We start from the raw sequence: 17498 nt of genomic DNA on the forward strand, positions 1-17498 counted from the left end.
GCGACGGTAGCCTTGCAGGACCATGAACATGAAGAAGATCCTGCGCGGGCCGATCATCTACATCCTGCTCGCGATCGTCGCCGTGTGGATCGGTTCGAGCCTCATCACCGCGTCGGGCTTCCGCCAGGTGTCGACCCAGGAGGGCCTCGACCTGCTGAACGACGGCAAGGTGGCCGCCGTGAAGATCGTCGACGGCGAGAACCGGGTCGACCTCACCCTGAAGAAGGCCGACGAAGAGCTCGGCTCGCAGGTGCAGTTCTACTACGTCACGCCCCGCGGCGCCGACGTGATCGAGGCGGTCAACGACGCCAAGCCGGCCGACGGGTTCAACGACGAGGTGCCCCAGCCGAACTGGTTCCTCTCGATGCTCGGCATCCTGCTGCCGCTGGTGCTCATCGGCCTGTTCTTCTGGATCATGCTCTCCGGCATGCAGGGCGGCGGAAACCGGGTCATGCAGTTCGGCAAGTCCCGCGCGAAGCTCGTCTCCAAGGAGAGCCCGAAGGTCACCTTCGACGACGTGGCCGGCTCCGACGAGGCCATCGAGGAGCTCCACGAGATCAAGGAGTTCCTGAAGGAGCCGGCGAAGTTCCAGGCCGTCGGCGCCCGGATCCCGAAGGGCGTGCTGCTGTACGGCCCTCCCGGCACCGGCAAGACGCTGCTCGCCCGCGCCGTCGCGGGAGAGGCGGGCGTGCCGTTCTACTCCATCTCGGGCTCCGACTTCGTCGAGATGTTCGTCGGCGTCGGCGCGAGCCGCGTGCGCGACCTGTTCGAGCAGGCCAAGCAGAACGCGCCCGCGATCATCTTCGTCGACGAGATCGACGCCGTTGGCCGGCACCGCGGTGCGGGCCTCGGCGGCGGCCACGACGAGCGCGAGCAGACGCTGAACCAGCTGCTCGTCGAGATGGACGGCTTCGACCCCAAGACGAACGTCATCCTCATCGCGGCGACCAACCGCCCCGACATCCTCGACCCGGCGCTGCTGCGCCCCGGCCGCTTCGACCGGCAGATCGGCGTCGACGCGCCCGACCTCAAGGGCCGGCAGAAGATCCTCGAGGTGCACGCCAAGGGCAAGCCGCTCGCGAAGGGCGTCGACCTCGAGGTGCTCGCACGGAAGACGCCGGGCTTCACCGGCGCCGACCTCGCGAACGTGCTGAACGAGGCCGCGCTGCTCACCGCCCGCTCGAACGCGCAGCTCATCGACAACCGCGCCCTCGACGAGGCGGTCGACCGCGTCATCGCCGGCCCGCAGCGGCGCTCGCGCGTCATGAAGGACAAGGAGAAGCTCATCACCGCGTACCACGAGGGCGGCCACGCCCTCGCCGCGGCGGCGATGAACTACACCGACCCCGTGACGAAGATCACGATCCTCCCGCGCGGCCGGGCCCTCGGCTACACGATGGTGCTGCCGCTCGAAGACAAGTACTCGGTCACCCGCAACGAGCTGCTCGACCAGCTCACCTACGCTATGGGCGGCCGCGTCGCCGAGGAGATCGTGTTCCACGACCCCTCGACGGGCGCCTCGAACGACATCGAGAAGGCCACGTCCACGGCGCGGAAGATGGTCACCGAGTACGGCATGTCGGCCAACGTCGGCGCCGTGAAGCTCGGCCAGTCGCAGGGCGAGGTGTTCCTCGGGCGCGACATGGGCCACCAGCGCGACTACTCCGAAGAGATCGCGGAGAAGGTCGACGCCGAGGTGCGGGTGCTCATCGAGCAGGCGCACGACGAGGCGTGGCAGGTGCTGAACGACAACCGCGACATCCTCGACAAGCTGGCCGCCGAGCTGCTCGAGCACGAGACGCTCGACCACAACCAGATCGCCGAGATCTTCAAGGACGTCAAGAAGCTGCCCGAGCGGCCCCTGTGGCTCTCGAGCGACAAGCGCCCCGTCTCCGACATCCCGCCGATCACCTTCCCGCAGGAGAAGATGCCGATCGACCAGGGTGCGGTCGACGGCGGCGTGGACTCCGGCGACACGCCCGTCGAGGAGCCGGCCCCCAAGCGCAAGCCGCGCTCGAACCCGCGCCCCGCGACGGCGTAGGCTTCCGACTCGACAGAAGGGTGCCATGGCCGAGGTCGACGCCGCCCGCATCGAGCGCGCGGTGCGTGAGATCCTGCTCGCGATCGGGGAGGACCCCGAGCGCGCCGGGCTCGCGCGCACGCCCGAGCGGGTCGCCGAGGCGTACGCCGACTTCTTCGGCGGCCTCGCGATCGACCCGGTCAGCCACCTCCGCGACGCCGTGCCGGTCGACTCGGCCCTCCGCGACGGCGGCGCCGACCATGGTGTGCCGGCGACGGGCGACGCGGTCGTGCTGCGTGACCTCGCGTTCCGGTCGGTGTGCGAGCACCACCTGCTGCCGTTCGTCGGTACCGCGCACGTGGCCTACCTGCCCGGCGACCGCGTCGTCGGGCTCGGACGCATCCCGGCCGTGGTCGACACCCTGGCGCGACGGCCCCAGCTGCAGGAGCGGCTCACCGAGGAGATCGCCGACGCGCTCGTCACGGGCCTCGACCCGCGCGGGGTCCTCGTGATCCTCGACGCGCAGCACCGCTGCGTGACCACGCGCGGGGCACGGCAGGAGCGCAGCTCGACCATCACGATCGCGAGTCGCGGGGCGCTCGCGGAGCCCGCCGCGCGCGCGGAGATCATCGCCCTCATCGGCGCCGGCGGCGCCGCGGGAGCCGCCGGGGCGCGCGATGCCTGAGCTGGGCATGACTGAACGGGCGCTGCCGCTCGTCATGGGCGTCGTGAACGTCACCCCCGACTCGTTCAGCGACGGCGGGCGCTGGTTCGACGCCGAGGCGGCGATCGCGCACGGCGTCGAGCTCGTCGCGCAGGGCGCCGACCTCGTCGACGTCGGCGGCGAGTCGACCCGCCCGGGCGCGGCCCGCGTCGAACCCGAGGAGGAGCTCCGCCGAGTGGTGCCCGTCATCCGGGAGCTCGCCGGCCGAGGCATCCGGGTGAGCGTCGACACGATGCGCGCCGCCACCGCAGCGGCGGCCGTGGAGGCGGGCGCCGAGATCATCAACGACGTGTCGGCGGGCCTCGCCGACGAGGCCATGGCCGAGATCGCTGCGGCGACCGGCGCCAGGTACGTGGCGATGCACTGGCGCGGCCACTCCGACCGGATGGATGCGCTCGCCGAGTACGCCGACGTGGCGCGCGAGGTGCGCGACGAACTGTCCGCACGCGTCGACGCCCTCGTCGCGGCGGGTGTCGCGGCCGACCGGCTCATCCTCGACCCCGGGCTCGGATTCGCCAAGCGCGGCGAGCAGAACTGGGAGCTGCTCGCCCGGCTCGACGAGCTGCAGGCGCTCGGGTTCCCCGTGCTGGTCGGCGCATCGCGCAAGCGATTCCTCGGTGCGATGCTGCCGGAGGGCGCCCCCGTCGAGGAGCGCGACCTGCCGACCGCGGTCGTGAGCGCCCTGTCCGCCGAGGCGGGGGCCTGGGCCGTGCGCGTGCACGATGTGGTCGCCACGCGACGCGCGCTCGACGTGGTCGGGGCATGGCAGAGTGGACGACGTGGCTGACCGGCGCGATCGCATCACCCTCACGGGGCTGCGGGCGAACGCGCACCACGGCGTGTTCGACTTCGAGCGCGAGCACGGCCAGGTGTTCGTGGTCGACGTCACGGCGTACCTCGACCTCTCACCGGCAGCGGCGGGAGACGATCTCGAGCGGACCGTGCACTACGGCGATCTTGCCGAGGCGGTCGTCGCCGCGGTCGAGCGCGACCCGGTCGACCTCATCGAGACGGTCGCGGAGCGAGTGGCGGCGGTCGTGCTCGGCTACGCCGCGGTGACCGAGACCGAGGTGACCGTGCACAAGCCGGATGCCCCGATCGCGGTGCCGTTCGGCGACGTCGCCGTCACCGTCGTGCGAGGCCGGTCATGACGCGGGCGATCGTCGCCTTCGGAGCGAACCTCGGCGACCGGGAGGCGACCATCGCCCAGGCGGTGCGCGACCTCGCGGAGACCGACGGCGTCGAACTGGTCGCGGTCTCGCCGGTCTACGAGACGCCCGCGATCAAGGATGCCGGCGTCGACCATGACGCACCCGGATACCTCAACGGCGTCGTCTCCGTCGAGACCGAGCTCGCGCCGCACGAGCTGCTCGACCGGCTCCTTGCGATCGAGCAGGCGCACGGCCGGGTGCGCACCGAGCACTGGGGCGATCGCACCCTCGACCTCGACCTCATCGACGTCGGCGGGCTCGTGCTCGCCGACGAGCGGCTGACGCTGCCGCACCCGCGCGCCTGGCAGCGCGCGTTCGTGCTCGCGCCGTGGCTCGACATCGAGCCCGAGGCAGAACTGCCGGGCTTCGGCCCGATCCGGGCGCTGCGCGAGCGAGCCGACGACGAGGTGCACCGGCGATGAGGCGCACGCATCCGTCGGCCGTCGTGGCGTGCCTCGTCGCGGGCGCGGTCGTGGGCTACCTCGGCGATCTCCTCCTCGTCACCTCCGGTGCGAACGCCCTCGTCCCGCCGCTGTCGCTGCCGATCACCCTCGTGGGCGTCGCGATCATCGTGGTGCTGCTCGCCTGGCCCATCCGGCGGGCCGTCACGGGCGCATCCAAAGCGAGGGTCGACCCGTTCCGCGCGATGCGCGTGGCGGTGCTCGCGAAGGCGTCGAGCCTCGCCGGCGGACTGCTCGCCGGCCTCGGCCTCGGCATCGCCCTGTTCCTCGCCACCCGGGCTGTCGTGCCCAACCCGGGAATGATCTGGCTCGCCCTCGCCACCGCGATCGGCGCAGCGCTGCTCCTCGCGGGCGGGCTCGTCGCGGAGTGGTTCTGCACCCTCCCGCCCGACGATCCCGACGCCGAGCGCGAGGAGCACGCCCGGGCGTGACCGGGGGCGCCGCTGCGTACGATGGGGACGTGACTGACGCAGCCGAGCGCGACCCCGGGGCCCCGACGATCGAGGAGCCGGAGGCCGCGGCATCCTCGCATGTCGACACGGACTGGCGGCGCGTCTCGCCGAAGTACGTCGTCGTCGAGGTCATCGGCTCGCTCATCGGCGCCGCGGTGCTCGTCGCGGTGATGCTGCTGGCCTACTTCCTGGCCGATCAGGAGTGGGCGCTATGGGTGGCCGTCGCTGGCGGCGCGATCGCGCTGGTGTCGATCGCCTTCGAACCGCGCCGGGTGCGCTCGATCGCGTACCGGCTGCGTGAGGACGACCTCGTCTTCCGTCGCGGCATCATGTTCCAGCGGCAGGTCGCGGTGCCGTACGGCCGCATGCAGCTGGTCGACATTACCCGCGGGCCGGTCGCGCGTGCGCTGGGCCTCGCGGACCTGAAGTTCGTGACCGCGGCTGCGGCGACGGCGGTCACGGTGCCCGGCCTCCCGGCCGAGGAGGCCGATCGGCTGCGCGACGAGCTCGTGGCGCTGGCCGAGACCCGGCGGGCCGGACTGTGAGCGCTCCGGCGCCCCAGCGACCGCCCTCGCCCGGCCCCGCTGCCGGCCCGCGGACGACCGACCTCGCCGACGGCGAGTGGCACCGGCTGCACCCGGCGAGCCCGTTGCTGCGCGGCGGCCTCGCGCTGCTCGCGATCCTCGGCTTCGTCATCGCGAACCTCCGCGAGCGGCTCGTCGAGATGTTCATCCCGGTCTTCGCGCCCGACCTCGGCGGCGAGTTCGATCGCGAGTTCGGCGAGTGGCAGGGCGACTGGGCGAACGACCCCATCGGCGGCATAGTGCTGAACGGGCTGGTCGGCTGGGCGCTCGCCGGTGTGGCGCTCGCGATCGTGCTCATCGTCGGCGGGTTCTGGCTCTCCTGGCGCATGCACACCTTCCGCATCACGGGTGAGGCGGTCGAGGTGCGCAGCGGCATCCTGTTCCGTTCGCACCGCAGCGCCCGCCTCGACCGCATCCAGGGCATCAACGTGCAGCGCCCGCTGTTCGCGCGACTCTTCGGCGCCGCGAAGCTCGAGGTGTCGGTGGCCGGGCAGTCGGGCAACGTCCAGCTCGCCTACCTCGGTTCCGCGCTCGCCGACGGGCTCCGGGCCGACATCCTCCGCCTCGCGTCGGGCGCACGCGCCGCGAAGGCCGCGGCCCTGCACCCGGGATCGGATGCCTCCGGCCCGGCCGCCGAGGTCGCCACGGAAGTCGGCGCCGGGGGCGGGCTTGGCGCCGAGACATCCGGGGCTGCGGCCGAGCCGCGCGGGCGCGTCTCCGAGCTCGTCGGGCGCCGCGTCGACGAGTTCCTCGCGCCCGAGCTCGACCCCGATCTCGCGCCGCCCGAGTCGGTCGTGCACATCCCGCTCGGCCGCATCATCGGCTCGACGGTGCTCGGCGGGGCGATGCTCTGGGCGCTCGTGCTCGTCGCCGTGCTGGTCGTCGGTGGTGCGACCGGCCAGTGGTGGGTGCTGTTCAGCTTCATCCCGGCCCTCATCGGCCTTGTGAGCTACGCCTGGTCGCGCATCACGAAGTCGCTGCGCTACTCCATCGCGGGCACCCCCGACGGCGTCCGCATCGGGCACGGGCTGCTCTCCACCGGCAACCAGACGCTGCCGCCGGGGCGGGTACACGCGATCGAGGCGACGCAGTGGCTGCTGTGGCGGCCGTTCGGCTGGTGGAGCGTGCGCATCAACGTCGCGGGCCAGTCGGTCTCGGCGGGCAATGACGCGGCGCAGCGGACGCTGGTGCTCCCGGTCGGCACCATCGAAGACGTCCGCCGGGTGCTCGGGCTGCTGCTGCCCGCGCATGCCGACGCGCTCTCGCACGAGTTCGCGGCGACCCTCACCGGTCGCGGTGCGGACGGCGGGTTCCTGCCCGCGCCGCGCCGGTCGGCGTGGCTGCACCCGTTCGCGTGGCGCCGCACCGGCTGGGCCGAGCGCGACGGGGTGGCGTGCATCCGACGCGGCGTGCTGCTGCGCGGCCTCGTGCTCGTGCCGCTGGCCCGGCTGCAGTCCGTCGCGATCCAGCGGGGGCCGGTGCGACGGATGCTCCGCCTCGCCTCGGTGCGGCTGCACACCGTCGCGGGGCCCGTCACCGCGACGCTGCCCGCCGTCGACGCGGCGGACGCGGAGCGGGTGTTCGAGTCGGTCGCGAGCGAGGCGGTGCGCCGGGCGGCGATCGACACGAGCGACCACTGGGGCGTGACGACGGGGGCCGAGCGTGGCTGACCGGCCCGGCCGGCTCGGGGTGGGCGTCATCGGCGCCGGCCGGGTCGGCGCGGTGCTCGCGGCGGCCCTCGGCGGGGCCGGTCATGCGATCACGGGTGTGGCCGCGGTGTCCGACGCGAGCCGGACGCGGGCGGACGCGATGCTGCCGGGCGTGCCCGTGCTCGCGGTGCCCGAGATCGTCGAGCGCAGCGAACTGGTGCTGCTCGCCGTGCCCGCCGATGAGCTCGAGGGGCTCGTCGCGGGTCTCGCGGCGGCAGGGGTGTGGCAGCCCGGCCAGCTCGTGCTGCACACGGCTGCGCGCTTCGGCACGGCCGTGCTGGAGCCGGCGCTCCGCGCGGGCGGCATCCCGCTCGCGGCGCATCCGGTCATGAGCTTCACGGGCACCTCGATCGACCTGGCCCGGCTGGCGGGCACGTGGTTCGCGGTCACGGCGCCCGCGCCGGTGCTCCCGATCGCGCAGGCGCTCGTCGTCGAGATGGGCGGCGAGCCCTTCCTCGTGGCCGAGCACGACCGTCCCGCGTATGCCGAAGCCATCGACACCGCCGTGTCGTTCTCGACCGCGATCGTCGATCAGGCGAGCGAGCTGCTCGGCGGCATCGGCGTCGGGCGGCCAGGCGCGGTGCTCGCGCCGCTCGTGCGCAGCGCCGTCGAGAACGCCCTCGCACGCCACGACGAGGGCCCCGGCCCCGACGGCGCGGGTACGATCGACGGGGCCGGGGTCGTGCGGCCGCCAGGAGGTGCCGAGTGATCGAGGCGGGTTCGGCCACCCGCGTGGTGGGCGCCATCGCCGAGCTGCGGGCGCTCCTCGCCGAGCGGCGTGCGGGCGGCGCATCCGTCGCCCTCGTGCCGACCATGGGGGCCCTGCACGACGGCCACCTCGCGCTCGTGCGACGCGCGAGCGAGCTCGCGGACGTCGTCGTGGTGTCGATCTTCGTGAACCCGCTGCAGTTCGGTCCCGGGGAAGACCTCGACCGGTACCCGCGCACGCTCGACGCCGACGTCGCCGCGCTCGAGGGCCTGCAGGTCGACGTCGTCTTCGCGCCGACCGTGGCCGAGATGTATCCGTCGGGGCCGACCTCGACCCGCGTCGTCGCGGGCGAGGTGGGGGCGCTGTACGAGGGCGCTTCCAGGCCGGGGCACTTCGACGGCATGCTCACCGTGGTGGCGAAGCTGTTCCACATCGTCCAGCCCGACGTCGCCTGCTTCGGCCAGAAGGACGCCCAGCAGGTGTTCCTCGTCTCGAGCATGGTCCGCGACCTCGACGTGCCGCTGTCGATCGAGGTGGTGCCGACGGTCCGCGAGGCCGACGGGCTCGCGCTCTCCAGCCGCAACCGCTACCTGTCCGCCGACGACCGGCGCGCGGCCCTGGCCCTCTCGGAGGCGCTGCGCGCCGCCGATGCCGCCGCCGCGCAGGGCGTCGACGAGGTGCTCGCCGAGGCCGAAGCCGCGTTCGGCGCGCACGAGGCCGTGCAGCCCGACTACCTCGTGGTGGTCGATCCCGCGACGTTCCTGCCGGTCGAGTCGGGCGCCACTGGCGACGCGATCGTGCTCGTCGCCGCGCGCGTCGGCAGCACCCGCCTCATCGACAACGCCCGCATCCGGCTCGGCTGAGGCGGGGGCGACCCGACGCGGCGCGATCGGCCGGAACGAGGCATCCGCCCGCACCGATCGGCCGCGCAGGCGGCGGCAAGTAGGCTGGTGACGCACGTTTCCGCCCGACGAGAGAGAACGATGGCCGACACGCAGACGGATGCCGCACCCGAGCCCACCGCGGAGGAGATCTCCGAGCAGAAGGCCGTGCGACTCGCCAAGCGCGACCGCCTCAACGACGGCGCCGACCTCGGCGGCGGCGCGTATCCGGTGAGCCTGCCCATCACCGCGACGATCCCCGAGGTCCGCGACCGGTTCGTCGGCCTCGGCGTCGACGAGGCGAGCGGCGAGACGGTCGGCCTCGCCGGCCGCGTGGTGCACCTGCGCAACACCGGCAAGCTGTGCTTCGCCGCACTGCAGTCGGGCGACGGCAGCCGCATCCAGGCCATGGTCTCCCTCGCGGAGGTGGGCGAGGAATCGCTCGCGGCGTGGAAGGAGCTCGTCGACCTCGGCGACCACGTGTTCGTCTCGGGTGAGGTCATCACGAGCCGCCGCGGCGAGCTGTCGATCATGGTGAAGGAGTGGCGCATCGCCGCGAAGGCCGTGCTGCCCCTGCCGAACCTGCACAGCGAGCTGTCCGAAGAGACCCGCGTGCGCAGCCGGTACCTCGATCTCATCGCCCGCGAGCAGGCCCGGCGCAACGTCGTCGACCGCGCCAAGGTGAACGCGAGCCTCCGCCAGACGTTCGCGGGCCGGGGCTACATCGAGGTCGAGACCCCGATGCTGCAGGTCATGCACGGCGGGGCATCCGCGCGCCCGTTCGTGACCCACTCGAACGCCTTCGACACCGAGCTCTACCTCCGCATCGCGCCCGAGCTGTACCTCAAGCGCGCCGTCGTCGGCGGCATCGAGCGGGTGTTCGAGATCAACCGCAACTTCCGCAACGAGGGCGCCGACTCCACGCACTCGCCCGAGTTCGCGATGCTCGAGGCGTACCAGGCGTACAGCGACTACCACGGCATGGCCGAGCTCACCCAGTCGCTCGTGCAGGACGCGGCGCTCGCCGTGTCGGGCTCGCACGTCGTCACCTGGGCCGACGGCACCGAGTACGACCTCGGCGGCGAATGGGCGCGGATCTCGATGTACGGCTCGCTCTCCGAGGCGGTCGGCGAGGAGGTCACCCCCGAGACGCCGATGTCGCGGCTGCGCGAGCTCGCCGACGACGCGGGCATCGAGATCGACCACCCGCTGCCAGGCAAGTTCGTCGAGGAGCTCTGGGAGCACCACGTGAAGCCCGGTCTGGTCGCGCCGACGTTCGTCATGGACTTCCCGCTCGACACGTCGCCGCTCGTGCGCTGGCACCGCGACGTCCCGGGCGTCGTGGAGAAGTGGGACCTCTACATCCGCGGGTTCGAGCTCGCCACGGGCTACTCCGAGCTGGTCGACCCCGTCGTGCAGCGCGACCGGTTCGTCGAGCAGGCGAAGCTCGCCGCGGGCGGCGACCCCGAGGCGATGCGCCTCGACGAGGAGTTCCTGCGCGCCCTCGAGTTCGGCATGCCGCCGACCGGCGGCATGGGCATGGGCATCGACCGCCTCCTGATGGCGATCACGGGGCTCGGCATCCGCGAGACGATCCTCTTCCCGCTGGTGAAGTGACGGATGCCTCGAACGAGCGGATGGCGCGCATGAACGACTACCTCCCCAAGAAGGAACTCGAACCCGACCCCGACCCGAGGCGTCCGTCGAACACGCGGCTCGCGATCTGGATCATCGTCGGGGCGATCGGGCTGTACCTGCTCGGTTCGGGGATCTGGGGCATCGTCACTGCCGGCTGACGGCGGCGGGGCATCCATCTGGCGGATTCGCAGGCCGACCCGGCTGTCCTGAGGGCATCCATCTGGCGGATTCGCAGGCCGACCCGGCTATCCTGAGGGGACTATGGACGATTTCTGGGCCAACGCGATCTGGTCGCTGGCGCCGACCGTGCTCATCGGGCTCCTCTTCTGGTTCATCATGCGCGCGATCCTGCGCGCCGACCGCACGGAGCGCGACGCCTACGCCCGGATCGAGGCCGAAGAGCGTGCCAAGCTCGGCCGGGAACGTCCGGCGAGCTAACCCGGCATGGGGCAGTCGGGGGCGGAGTGGGGGCTGATCCTCGCCGGCGTGCTCATCGCGATCGATCTCGTGATCCGCGTCGTCGCCGTCATCGTCGTGCCGCGGAACCGCCGGCCGACGGCGGGGATGGCGTGGCTGCTCGCGATCTTCTTCATCCCGTTCCTCGGGGTGCTGTTCTTCCTCCTCATCGGCAACCCGAAGCTGCCGAGGCATCGGCGTGAGAAGCAGGCCGAGGTCGACCGGTTCATCCGCGAGTCGACCCACGGTGTCGAGCGGGTGAGCGACAGCGCCTCGTGGCCGGCCTGGTTCGAGGGCGTCGTGCGCCTGAACCGCAACCTCGGCGCGATGCCGCTGATCGGTTCGAACAGCGCGAGTCTCATCGGCAGCTACCAGGGGTCGCTCGACGCGATGACCGACGCGATCCGCGACGCGAAGCGGTACGTCCACGTCGAGTTCTACATCCTCGCGCTCGACCGCACCACCGCGCCCTTCTTCGATGCCCTCGCCGACGCGGTGTCGCGCGGCGTGGAGGTGCGGGTGCTGCTCGACCACGTGGCATCCCTTCGGGTGAAGGGGTACCGGCGCACCCTGAAGCGGTTGAGCGAGATGGGCGCCGAGTGGCGGTTCATGCTGCCCGTGCAGCCGCTCAAGGGCAAGTATCAGCGGCCCGACCTCCGCAACCACCGGAAGATCCTCGTCGTCGACGGCGAGGTGGCGTTCATGGGCTCGCAGAACATCATCGACCGCAGCTACAACAAGCGGGGCAACCTCCGCCGCGGGTTGAAGTGGCAGGAGCTCGTGGTCCGGCTTGAGGGCCCCATCGTGACCGGCCTCGACGCGATCTTCGCCACCGACTGGTACCTCGAGACGGGCGACGCGCTCACCCGCGACGAGATCGTCGGCTTCGACCAGCCGGGGGAGGCGCAGAACCTCGACTGCCAGGTCGTGCCGAGCGGACCAGGCTTCCAGAACGAGAACAACCTCAAGCTCTTCCTCGCGCTGCTGTACGCGGCGAAGGAGCGCATCATCATCACGTCGCCGTACTTCGTGCCAGACGAGGCGATGCTGCGCGCCATCAGCGGAGCGACCCAGCGCGGCATCCACGTCGAACTGTTCGTCTCCGAGATCGGCGACCAGGCCCTCGTCTACCATGCCCAGCGCTCGTACTATGAGGCGCTGCTGCGCGCGGGGGTCAAGATCTTCATGTACCAGGCGCCGTACATCCTGCACGCCAAGCACTTCACGATCGACGACGACGTCGCCGTCATCGGGTCGAGCAACATGGACATCCGTTCGTTCGAGCTGAACATGGAGGTGTCGCTGCTCGTGCGGGGCGCCTCGTTCGTGCGCGAGATGCGCGAAGTGGAGGCCCGCTACCGGCGCGACAGCACCGAGCTCACGCTCGACGACTGGATGCGCCAGCCGCTGCGCTCGACCGTGCTCGACAACCTCGCGCGGCTCACCTCGGCACTGCAGTAGCGCGCTACGAGCGGGGCTTCAGCCGCACCGTCGGCAGCTCGGGCGCGGGCAGCGCCGATCCGTCGTACCCATCGACGGTGCCGAAGCGTCCGTCGGGGTTGTCGCGACCGATCACGTCGGCCTGCCATTCGCGGCGGAACGCCGCGACCTCGTCGTGCGTGCGGCCGATGAAGTTCCACCACATCACGAGCTCCTCGACGAACGGCACGCCGCCGAGGAGGATGACCCGCACCGGGGCATCCGTCGCCGTCAGCCGAACGCCCTCGTGACCGGTCGGGAGGTAGCCGAGCTCACTCCACGCGAGCGTCTCGGCGTGGCCGGTCTCGGCGAGCGGGTCGGCATCGTCGGGGCGGTCGTCGTCCTCGCCGTCGAGCGGCGGGACGGTGACGCGCACGGGTCCACGATCGACGAGCACGCCGTGCTCGAACGCGGGGTCGAGGTCGATCCACGCCTCGCCGCCCGCGGGCAGTTCGATCTGCGCGCCGACGAGCGGGGAGAACAGCGTGACGGATGCCTCGCCCCCGAGCCCGGGGAGGGAGCCCGCGAACACTCGCACGCGGGCGTCGTCGACCACGACCTCCTCGGTCTCGGCATGCTCGAAGAACGGCAGGGTTCCGCGCGAGGCGTCGGGAAGCGCGACCCACAGCTGCACGCCGTGCAGCCTGCGGGTGGCCGGGGTCGACACCTCCGAGTGCGAGATCCCGCGACCGGCGGTCATCAGGTTCACAGCGCCGGGGCGGACGAGCTCGACGCTGCCCGTGGAGTCGCGGTGCTCGATCTCGCCCTCGAAGAGCCAGCTCACCGTCTGCAGACCCGTGTGCGGGTGCGGTGGTACGACCATGCCGCCGGTCGCGGCGACGTCGTCTGGGCCGTAGTGGTCGGCGAAGCACCAGGCGCCGATCGTGGTGCGCCCGCGCTGGGGGAGCGTGCGGCGGACCTGCATCGCGCGGGGCCCGCCGAGGGGCACGTCGCGCGGCTGCAGCACGGCGATCATCGGCCGGCGCGCGACGTCCGGCGGGCAGAGCAGTTCGACGGGGTCGCGCTCGAGGTTGCTCATGCCCGAATCCTACGCGCGACGGGCACGGGCTCGGCCGGCCCGAACCGGTACGATTGCCGCATGGCTTCCACCTCGCTTCGTCGCGCCGTGCTCGCTGGTGCCGCGCTCACCTCCGTGTTCCTGCTCGCCGCGTGCGCGCCCCCGAAGTCTCTGGTGGAGAGCTACCCAGGCGAGCCTCGCGTCGAGCACGTCGTCGAGGAGGACGAGGAGGCCGCCGCGGAAGAAGACGAGCACCCCGCAGCCGACGGCGAGCCGTCGGCCGTGTGGCTCGGGCAGGGCGGCCAGCTGGCCGTCACCCTGTTCGGGTCGTCGACGTGCCCGCCGGTCGGCACGCGCATCAGCGTGGTCGAGCCGCTCAGCGAGGGCAACATCGTCGAGATCGAGACGAAGGACTACGGCGATGGCATGTGCACCGCCGACCTCGTGCCCTACACCTCCGTCTTCTGGACGCCGATGAACGTCGGCCCGACCTCGCCGCTCACCGTCCGCGTCGCGGGCACCGAGATCGAGGTCCCGGTCAAGTAGCCTCCGCCGCCCGACGGCGGACGAGCAGGTCGCCGACCTCGCAGTCGAGGGCGTCGCAGATCGCCTGCAGCGTCGAGAAGCGGATGGCTCGTGCCCGGTCGTTCTTCAGCACGCTGAGGTTCACCACCGTGACGCCGACGATCTCGCTGAGGCGCGCGAGCGTCATCCCGCGCTCGGCGAGCAGCTCGTCGAGCCGGCAGTGGATGTCGAGGCCCTCGTCGGCGTCGGCCGGGGCCATCAGACGAGCCCCTCGGTCTCGCGCTGGAGGCGCTCGCCGATCTCGAACGCCCCACCGATCGCGCCGAGCGCGAGGATGGCCCACAGCGCGGTGAAGTCGGTCGAGAAGATGATGCCGTCGTAGGTGTACTCGCTGACGGCCGAGAGCGCGCCGTTCACGCCCATGGTGGTGAACAGGCCGCCGACCGCCCAGCCGACGATGAGGGTGACCGCCGCGGCCAGCACGAGGCGCACGTTCGCGCGAGCGAACGCGCGGCCGCGCGCGACGTTCCAGGCGAAGAATGCCAGCAGCGCGATCGCGGCGATGCCTGTGGCGCCGGTGACGATCGGCTGGGCGACCAGCGCGAACTGCGTCGCGGCAGCGGGCTGCGGGACGGTGACGACGGCGCGGTCGACGTCCACCTCGACCGGGGCGCCGTCGGGGCCGATCGGCAGGGTGGCCTGCTCGCCGACGAACGGCACGAGCACCGGGACATCCGTACCCGGCAGCACCTCGATGAGGCGGGAGGTCGCCGCCCACGCGGTGACCGCGACGCCGATGGCGGCGATGACGACCGTGGCGTACATCGCCGCTCGGTCGCTCCGGCTGAGACGGGTCTCGGTGGTGAGGGACATCCTGGCTCCATATCGAAATTCGATACCAACGAATATCGATACGGTAGCGCTCGGCGACCTCCGAAGTCAACGAGCGCTGCGCCCACGGCGAACACGGGCCCACGGGGCATCCGACCTGTTTACGCTCGATGTAACGACGCCGCACCTACCCTGCGCGCAAGGAGTTGAGCATGTTCGAGAGATTCACCGACCGAGCCCGTCGGGTCGTCGTCTTGGCGCAGGAAGAAGCCAAGATGCTGAACCACAACTACATCGGCACCGAGCACATCCTGCTCGGTCTCATCCACGAGGGTGAGGGCGTCGCCGCGAAGGCGCTCGAGTCGCTCGGCATCTCGCTCGACGCCGTGCGCGAGCAGGTGCAGGACATCATCGGTCAGGGCCAGCAGCCGCCGACCGGGCACATCCCCTTCACGCCGCGCGCGAAGAAGGTGCTCGAGCTGTCGCTCCGCGAGGCCCTCCAGCTCGGCCACAACTACATCGGCACCGAGCACATCCTGCTCGGCCTCATCCGCGAGGGCGAGGGCGTCGCCGCCCAGGTGCTCGTCAAGCTGGGTGCCGACCTCAACCGCGTGCGGCAGCAGGTCATCCAGCTGCTCTCCGGCTACCAGGGCAAGGAGCAGGTGCAGGTCGGCGCGAACGACCAGGTCCAGCCGCAGGGCGGCTCGCAGATCCTCGACCAGTTCGGCCGCAACCTCACGCAGGCCGCGCGCGAGTCGAAGCTCGACCCGGTGATCGGGCGCGAGAAGGAGATCGAGCGGGTCATGCAGATCCTCTCCCGCCGGTCGAAGAACAACCCCGTCCTCATCGGCGAGCCCGGCGTCGGCAAGACCGCCGTCGTCGAGGGTCTCGCCCAGGCGATCGTCAAGGGCGAGGTGCCCGAGACCCTGAAGGACAAGCAGCTCTACTCGCTCGACCTCGGCTCGCTCATCGCGGGCAGCCGGTACCGCGGCGACTTCGAAGAGCGGCTGAAGAAGGTCACCAAGGAGATCCGCACGCGCGGCGACATCATCGTCTTCATCGACGAGATCCACACCCTCGTGGGTGCGGGCGCGGCCGAGGGCGCGATCGACGCGGCCAGCATCCTGAAGCCGCTGCTCGCCCGCGGCGAGCTGCAGACCATCGGCGCCACCACGCTCGACGAGTACCGCAAGCACTTCGAGAAGGACGCCGCGCTCGAGCGCCGGTTCCAGCCCATCCAGGTCGCCGAGCCGAGCCTGCCCCACGCGATCAACATCCTGAAGGGGCTGCGCGACCGCTACGAGGCGCACCACAAGGTATCGATCACCGACGGCGCCATCGTCGCTGCGGCGAACCTCGCCGACCGCTACATCAGCGACCGCTTCCTGCCCGACAAGGCCATCGACCTGATCGACGAGGCCGGCGCACGCCTGCGCCTGTCGATCCTCTCGTCGCCGCCCGAGCTGCGCGAATTCGACGAGAAGATCGCCGTGGTCCGCGCCGCGAAGGAGACGGCCATCGAGGAGCAGGACTTCGAGAAGGCCGCGTCGCTGCGCGACGAGGAGAAGAACCTGCTCGGCGAGCGGCTCCGCCTCGAGAAGCAGTGGAAGTCGGGCGACGTCAAGACGACCGCGGTCGTCGACGAGGGCCTGATCGCCGAGGTGCTCGCGCAGGCCACCGGCATCCCGGTGTTCAAGCTCACCGAGGAGGAGAGCTCGCGCCTGGTCTTCATGGAGAAGGCGCTGCACGAGCGCGTCATCGGCCAGGAAGAGGCGATCGCCGCCCTGTCGAAGACGATCCGCCGCACCCGCGCCGGCCTGAAGGACCCGAAGCGTCCGTCGGGGTCGTTCATCTTCGCCGGCCCCACTGGCGTCGGCAAGACCGAGCTGGCCAAGGCGCTCGCGGAGTTCCTCTTCGACGACGAGGCCGCGATGATCTCCCTCGACATGTCGGAGTACGGCGAGAAGCACACCGTCTCGCGACTGTTCGGCGCCCCTCCCGGGTTCGTCGGCTTCGAGGAGGGCGGCCAGCTCACCGAGAAGGTGCGGCGCAAGCCGTTCTCGGTCGTGCTGTTCGACGAGATCGAGAAGGCGCACCCCGACATCTTCAACTCGCTGCTCCAGATCCTGGAGGAGGGCCGCCTCACCGACGGCCAGGGCCGCGTGGTCGACTTCAAGAACACCGTCATCATCATGACGACGAACCTCGGCACGAAGGACATCTCGGGCGGGCCGGTCGGCTTCCAGGTCGAGGGCGACACCCGCACCGGGTACGACCTCATGCGCGCGAAGGTGAACGAGGAGCTGAAGAAGCACTTCAAGCCCGAGTTCCTGAACCGCGTCGACGAGATCATCGTCTTCCCGCAGCTCACGAAGGACGAGCTCCTGCAGATCGTCGACCTGTTCATCAAGCGGCTGAGCGAGCGCATGCTCGACCGCGACATGACGATCGAGCTCACGCAGGCGGCCAAGGAACGGCTCATCGAGGTCGGGTTCGACCCGGCGCTCGGCGCCCGACCGCTCCGCCGCGCGGTGCAGCACGAGGTCGAAGACCGCCTGTCGGAGAAGATCCTGCACGGCGAGCTCAACTCGGGCGACCACGTGCACGTCGACTTCCAGGGCGGCGAGTTCGTGTTCACGACCACGCAGCGCGCGCTGCCGGTCGGAGTCGGCGTCAACGCCGGCGCCGCGCTCGGCACGGGGTCGGCGACGCCCGACCTGGCTGCGGCGTCGGGCGAGTAGCACCGGTCAGCGACCACGAGAGGGGCGGATGCCGCGAGGCATCCGCCCCTCTTTCGTAC

Annotated in this window: 19 protein-coding genes; 16 read left to right on the plus strand and 3 right to left on the minus strand. The window is 71.4% G+C overall.

Going from position 1 to position 17498, the window contains the following annotated elements; all coding sequences use genetic code 11:
* Positions 1-22: 22 nt before the first annotated feature.
* From ftsH to cls, 14 genes are all read left to right on the plus strand, one after another.
* On the plus strand, positions 23-2041 hold the full coding sequence (gene ftsH / locus ABIQ69_RS03830; RefSeq protein WP_350349076.1) for an ATP-dependent zinc metalloprotease FtsH: 2019 nt from the start codon (positions 23-25) through the stop codon (positions 2039-2041).
* 25 nt (positions 2042-2066) lie between these two features.
* Positions 2067-2705 (plus strand): GTP cyclohydrolase I, encoded by a 639-nt coding sequence (gene folE, locus ABIQ69_RS03835; RefSeq protein ID WP_350349077.1) that lies wholly within the window; start codon positions 2067-2069, stop codon positions 2703-2705.
* A gap of 7 nt (positions 2706-2712) precedes the next feature.
* A complete protein-coding gene (gene folP, locus ABIQ69_RS03840; RefSeq protein ID WP_350349078.1) occupies positions 2713-3531 on the plus strand; it encodes a dihydropteroate synthase in 819 nt (272 codons plus the stop codon).
* On the plus strand, positions 3524-3895 hold the full coding sequence (gene folB / locus ABIQ69_RS03845) for a dihydroneopterin aldolase (protein ID WP_350349079.1): 372 nt from the start codon (positions 3524-3526) through the stop codon (positions 3893-3895). The genes folP and folB overlap by 8 nt, the downstream gene beginning before the upstream one ends.
* Complete coding sequence (folK, locus tag ABIQ69_RS03850) at positions 3892-4377, plus strand: 2-amino-4-hydroxy-6-hydroxymethyldihydropteridine diphosphokinase (RefSeq protein ID WP_350349080.1); 486 nt, start codon at positions 3892-3894, stop codon at positions 4375-4377. Before folB ends, folK begins: the two co-directional genes overlap by 4 nt.
* Entirely contained in the window at positions 4374-4847 is a 474-nt protein-coding gene (locus tag ABIQ69_RS03855; RefSeq protein ID WP_350349081.1) for a DUF3180 domain-containing protein, read from the plus strand. The genes folK and ABIQ69_RS03855 overlap by 4 nt, the downstream gene beginning before the upstream one ends.
* Positions 4848-4915: 68 nt before the next feature.
* The gene (locus tag ABIQ69_RS03860) at positions 4916-5413 is read left to right on the plus strand and encodes a PH domain-containing protein (RefSeq protein ID WP_350350071.1); all 498 of its coding nucleotides are present in this window, start codon (positions 4916-4918) and stop codon (positions 5411-5413) included.
* On the plus strand, positions 5410-7122 hold the full coding sequence (locus ABIQ69_RS03865; protein ID WP_350349082.1) for a PH domain-containing protein: 1713 nt from the start codon (positions 5410-5412) through the stop codon (positions 7120-7122). Before ABIQ69_RS03860 ends, ABIQ69_RS03865 begins: the two co-directional genes overlap by 4 nt.
* Entirely contained in the window at positions 7115-7870 is a 756-nt protein-coding gene (locus ABIQ69_RS03870) for a DUF2520 domain-containing protein (protein WP_350349083.1), read from the plus strand. The genes ABIQ69_RS03865 and ABIQ69_RS03870 overlap by 8 nt, the downstream gene beginning before the upstream one ends.
* Positions 7867-8733 (plus strand): pantoate--beta-alanine ligase, encoded by an 867-nt coding sequence (gene panC / locus ABIQ69_RS03875; protein ID WP_350349084.1) that lies wholly within the window; start codon positions 7867-7869, stop codon positions 8731-8733. The genes ABIQ69_RS03870 and panC overlap by 4 nt, the downstream gene beginning before the upstream one ends.
* A 120-nt stretch (positions 8734-8853) precedes the next feature.
* Positions 8854-10368 carry a lysine--tRNA ligase gene (gene lysS, locus ABIQ69_RS03880; RefSeq protein WP_350349085.1) on the plus strand — a complete coding sequence of 505 codons (1515 nt, stop codon included), beginning with the start codon at positions 8854-8856 and terminating at the stop codon, positions 10366-10368.
* A 29-nt stretch (positions 10369-10397) separates the two neighbouring features.
* A complete protein-coding gene (locus tag ABIQ69_RS03885; protein ID WP_350349086.1) occupies positions 10398-10547 on the plus strand; it encodes a hypothetical protein in 150 nt (49 codons plus the stop codon).
* A 103-nt stretch (positions 10548-10650) separates the two neighbouring features.
* Entirely contained in the window at positions 10651-10827 is a 177-nt protein-coding gene (locus ABIQ69_RS03890; RefSeq protein ID WP_350349087.1) for a hypothetical protein, read from the plus strand.
* Between the two features lie 6 nt (positions 10828-10833).
* Positions 10834-12306: a cardiolipin synthase gene (cls, locus tag ABIQ69_RS03895; RefSeq protein ID WP_350349088.1), complete on the plus strand. Its 1473-nt coding sequence runs from the start codon at positions 10834-10836 to the stop codon at positions 12304-12306.
* 4 nt (positions 12307-12310) lie between these two features.
* Here cls and ABIQ69_RS03900 read toward each other — a convergent pair whose 3' ends face one another.
* A complete protein-coding gene (locus ABIQ69_RS03900) occupies positions 12311-13363 on the minus strand; it encodes a pirin family protein (protein WP_350349089.1) in 1053 nt (350 codons plus the stop codon).
* 60 nt (positions 13364-13423) lie between these two features.
* Here ABIQ69_RS03900 and ABIQ69_RS03905 point away from each other — a divergent pair, with 60 nt between their 5' ends.
* Positions 13424-13888 (plus strand): hypothetical protein, encoded by a 465-nt coding sequence (locus ABIQ69_RS03905; RefSeq protein WP_350349090.1) that lies wholly within the window; start codon positions 13424-13426, stop codon positions 13886-13888.
* On the opposite strand, the gene ABIQ69_RS03910 is transcribed toward ABIQ69_RS03905, so the two are convergent.
* On the minus strand, positions 13881-14126 hold the full coding sequence (locus tag ABIQ69_RS03910; RefSeq protein WP_350349091.1) for a helix-turn-helix transcriptional regulator: 246 nt from the start codon (positions 14124-14126) through the stop codon (positions 13881-13883). The two genes, ABIQ69_RS03905 and ABIQ69_RS03910, sit on opposite strands and share 8 nt — an antisense overlap.
* Positions 14126-14740 (minus strand): hypothetical protein, encoded by a 615-nt coding sequence (locus tag ABIQ69_RS03915; protein ID WP_350349092.1) that lies wholly within the window; start codon positions 14738-14740, stop codon positions 14126-14128. The genes ABIQ69_RS03910 and ABIQ69_RS03915 overlap by 1 nt, the downstream gene beginning before the upstream one ends.
* Before the next feature lie 170 nt (positions 14741-14910).
* On the opposite strand from ABIQ69_RS03915, the gene ABIQ69_RS03920 reads away from it, so the two are divergent.
* Positions 14911-17439, plus strand: coding sequence for an ATP-dependent Clp protease ATP-binding subunit (locus tag ABIQ69_RS03920; RefSeq protein WP_350349093.1), 2529 nt, complete (start codon positions 14911-14913; stop codon positions 17437-17439).
* The last annotated feature ends 59 nt before the right edge of the window (positions 17440-17498 follow it).

The sequence above is a fragment of the Agromyces sp. G08B096 genome (assembly GCF_040267705.1).
In the GTDB taxonomy this organism is placed as follows: domain Bacteria; phylum Actinomycetota; class Actinomycetes; order Actinomycetales; family Microbacteriaceae; genus Agromyces.

Excerpts from the sequence above, each read along its gene's own strand:
- ABIQ69_RS03885 (WP_350349086.1), top strand. The coding sequence starts at position 10,398 with ATGAACGACTACCTCCCCAAGAAGGAACTCGAACCCGACCCCGACCCG.
- ftsH (WP_350349076.1), top strand. The coding sequence starts at position 23 with ATGAACATGAAGAAGATCCTGCGCGGGCCGATCATCTACATCCTGCTC.
- ABIQ69_RS03915 (WP_350349092.1), bottom strand. The coding sequence starts at position 14,740 with ATGTCCCTCACCACCGAGACCCGTCTCAGCCGGAGCGACCGAGCGGCG.
- folP (WP_350349078.1), top strand. The coding sequence starts at position 2,713 with ATGACTGAACGGGCGCTGCCGCTCGTCATGGGCGTCGTGAACGTCACC.
- ABIQ69_RS03905 (WP_350349090.1), top strand. The coding sequence starts at position 13,424 with ATGGCTTCCACCTCGCTTCGTCGCGCCGTGCTCGCTGGTGCCGCGCTC.
- ABIQ69_RS03900 (WP_350349089.1), bottom strand. The coding sequence starts at position 13,363 with ATGAGCAACCTCGAGCGCGACCCCGTCGAACTGCTCTGCCCGCCGGAC.
- ABIQ69_RS03855 (WP_350349081.1), top strand. The coding sequence starts at position 4,374 with ATGAGGCGCACGCATCCGTCGGCCGTCGTGGCGTGCCTCGTCGCGGGC.
- cls (WP_350349088.1), top strand. The coding sequence starts at position 10,834 with ATGGGGCAGTCGGGGGCGGAGTGGGGGCTGATCCTCGCCGGCGTGCTC.
- ABIQ69_RS03890 (WP_350349087.1), top strand. The coding sequence starts at position 10,651 with ATGGACGATTTCTGGGCCAACGCGATCTGGTCGCTGGCGCCGACCGTG.
- ABIQ69_RS03910 (WP_350349091.1), bottom strand. The coding sequence starts at position 14,126 with ATGGCCCCGGCCGACGCCGACGAGGGCCTCGACATCCACTGCCGGCTC.
- lysS (WP_350349085.1), top strand. The coding sequence starts at position 8,854 with ATGGCCGACACGCAGACGGATGCCGCACCCGAGCCCACCGCGGAGGAG.
- folK (WP_350349080.1), top strand. The coding sequence starts at position 3,892 with ATGACGCGGGCGATCGTCGCCTTCGGAGCGAACCTCGGCGACCGGGAG.
- ABIQ69_RS03920 (WP_350349093.1), top strand. The coding sequence starts at position 14,911 with ATGTTCGAGAGATTCACCGACCGAGCCCGTCGGGTCGTCGTCTTGGCG.
- folE (WP_350349077.1), top strand. The coding sequence starts at position 2,067 with ATGGCCGAGGTCGACGCCGCCCGCATCGAGCGCGCGGTGCGTGAGATC.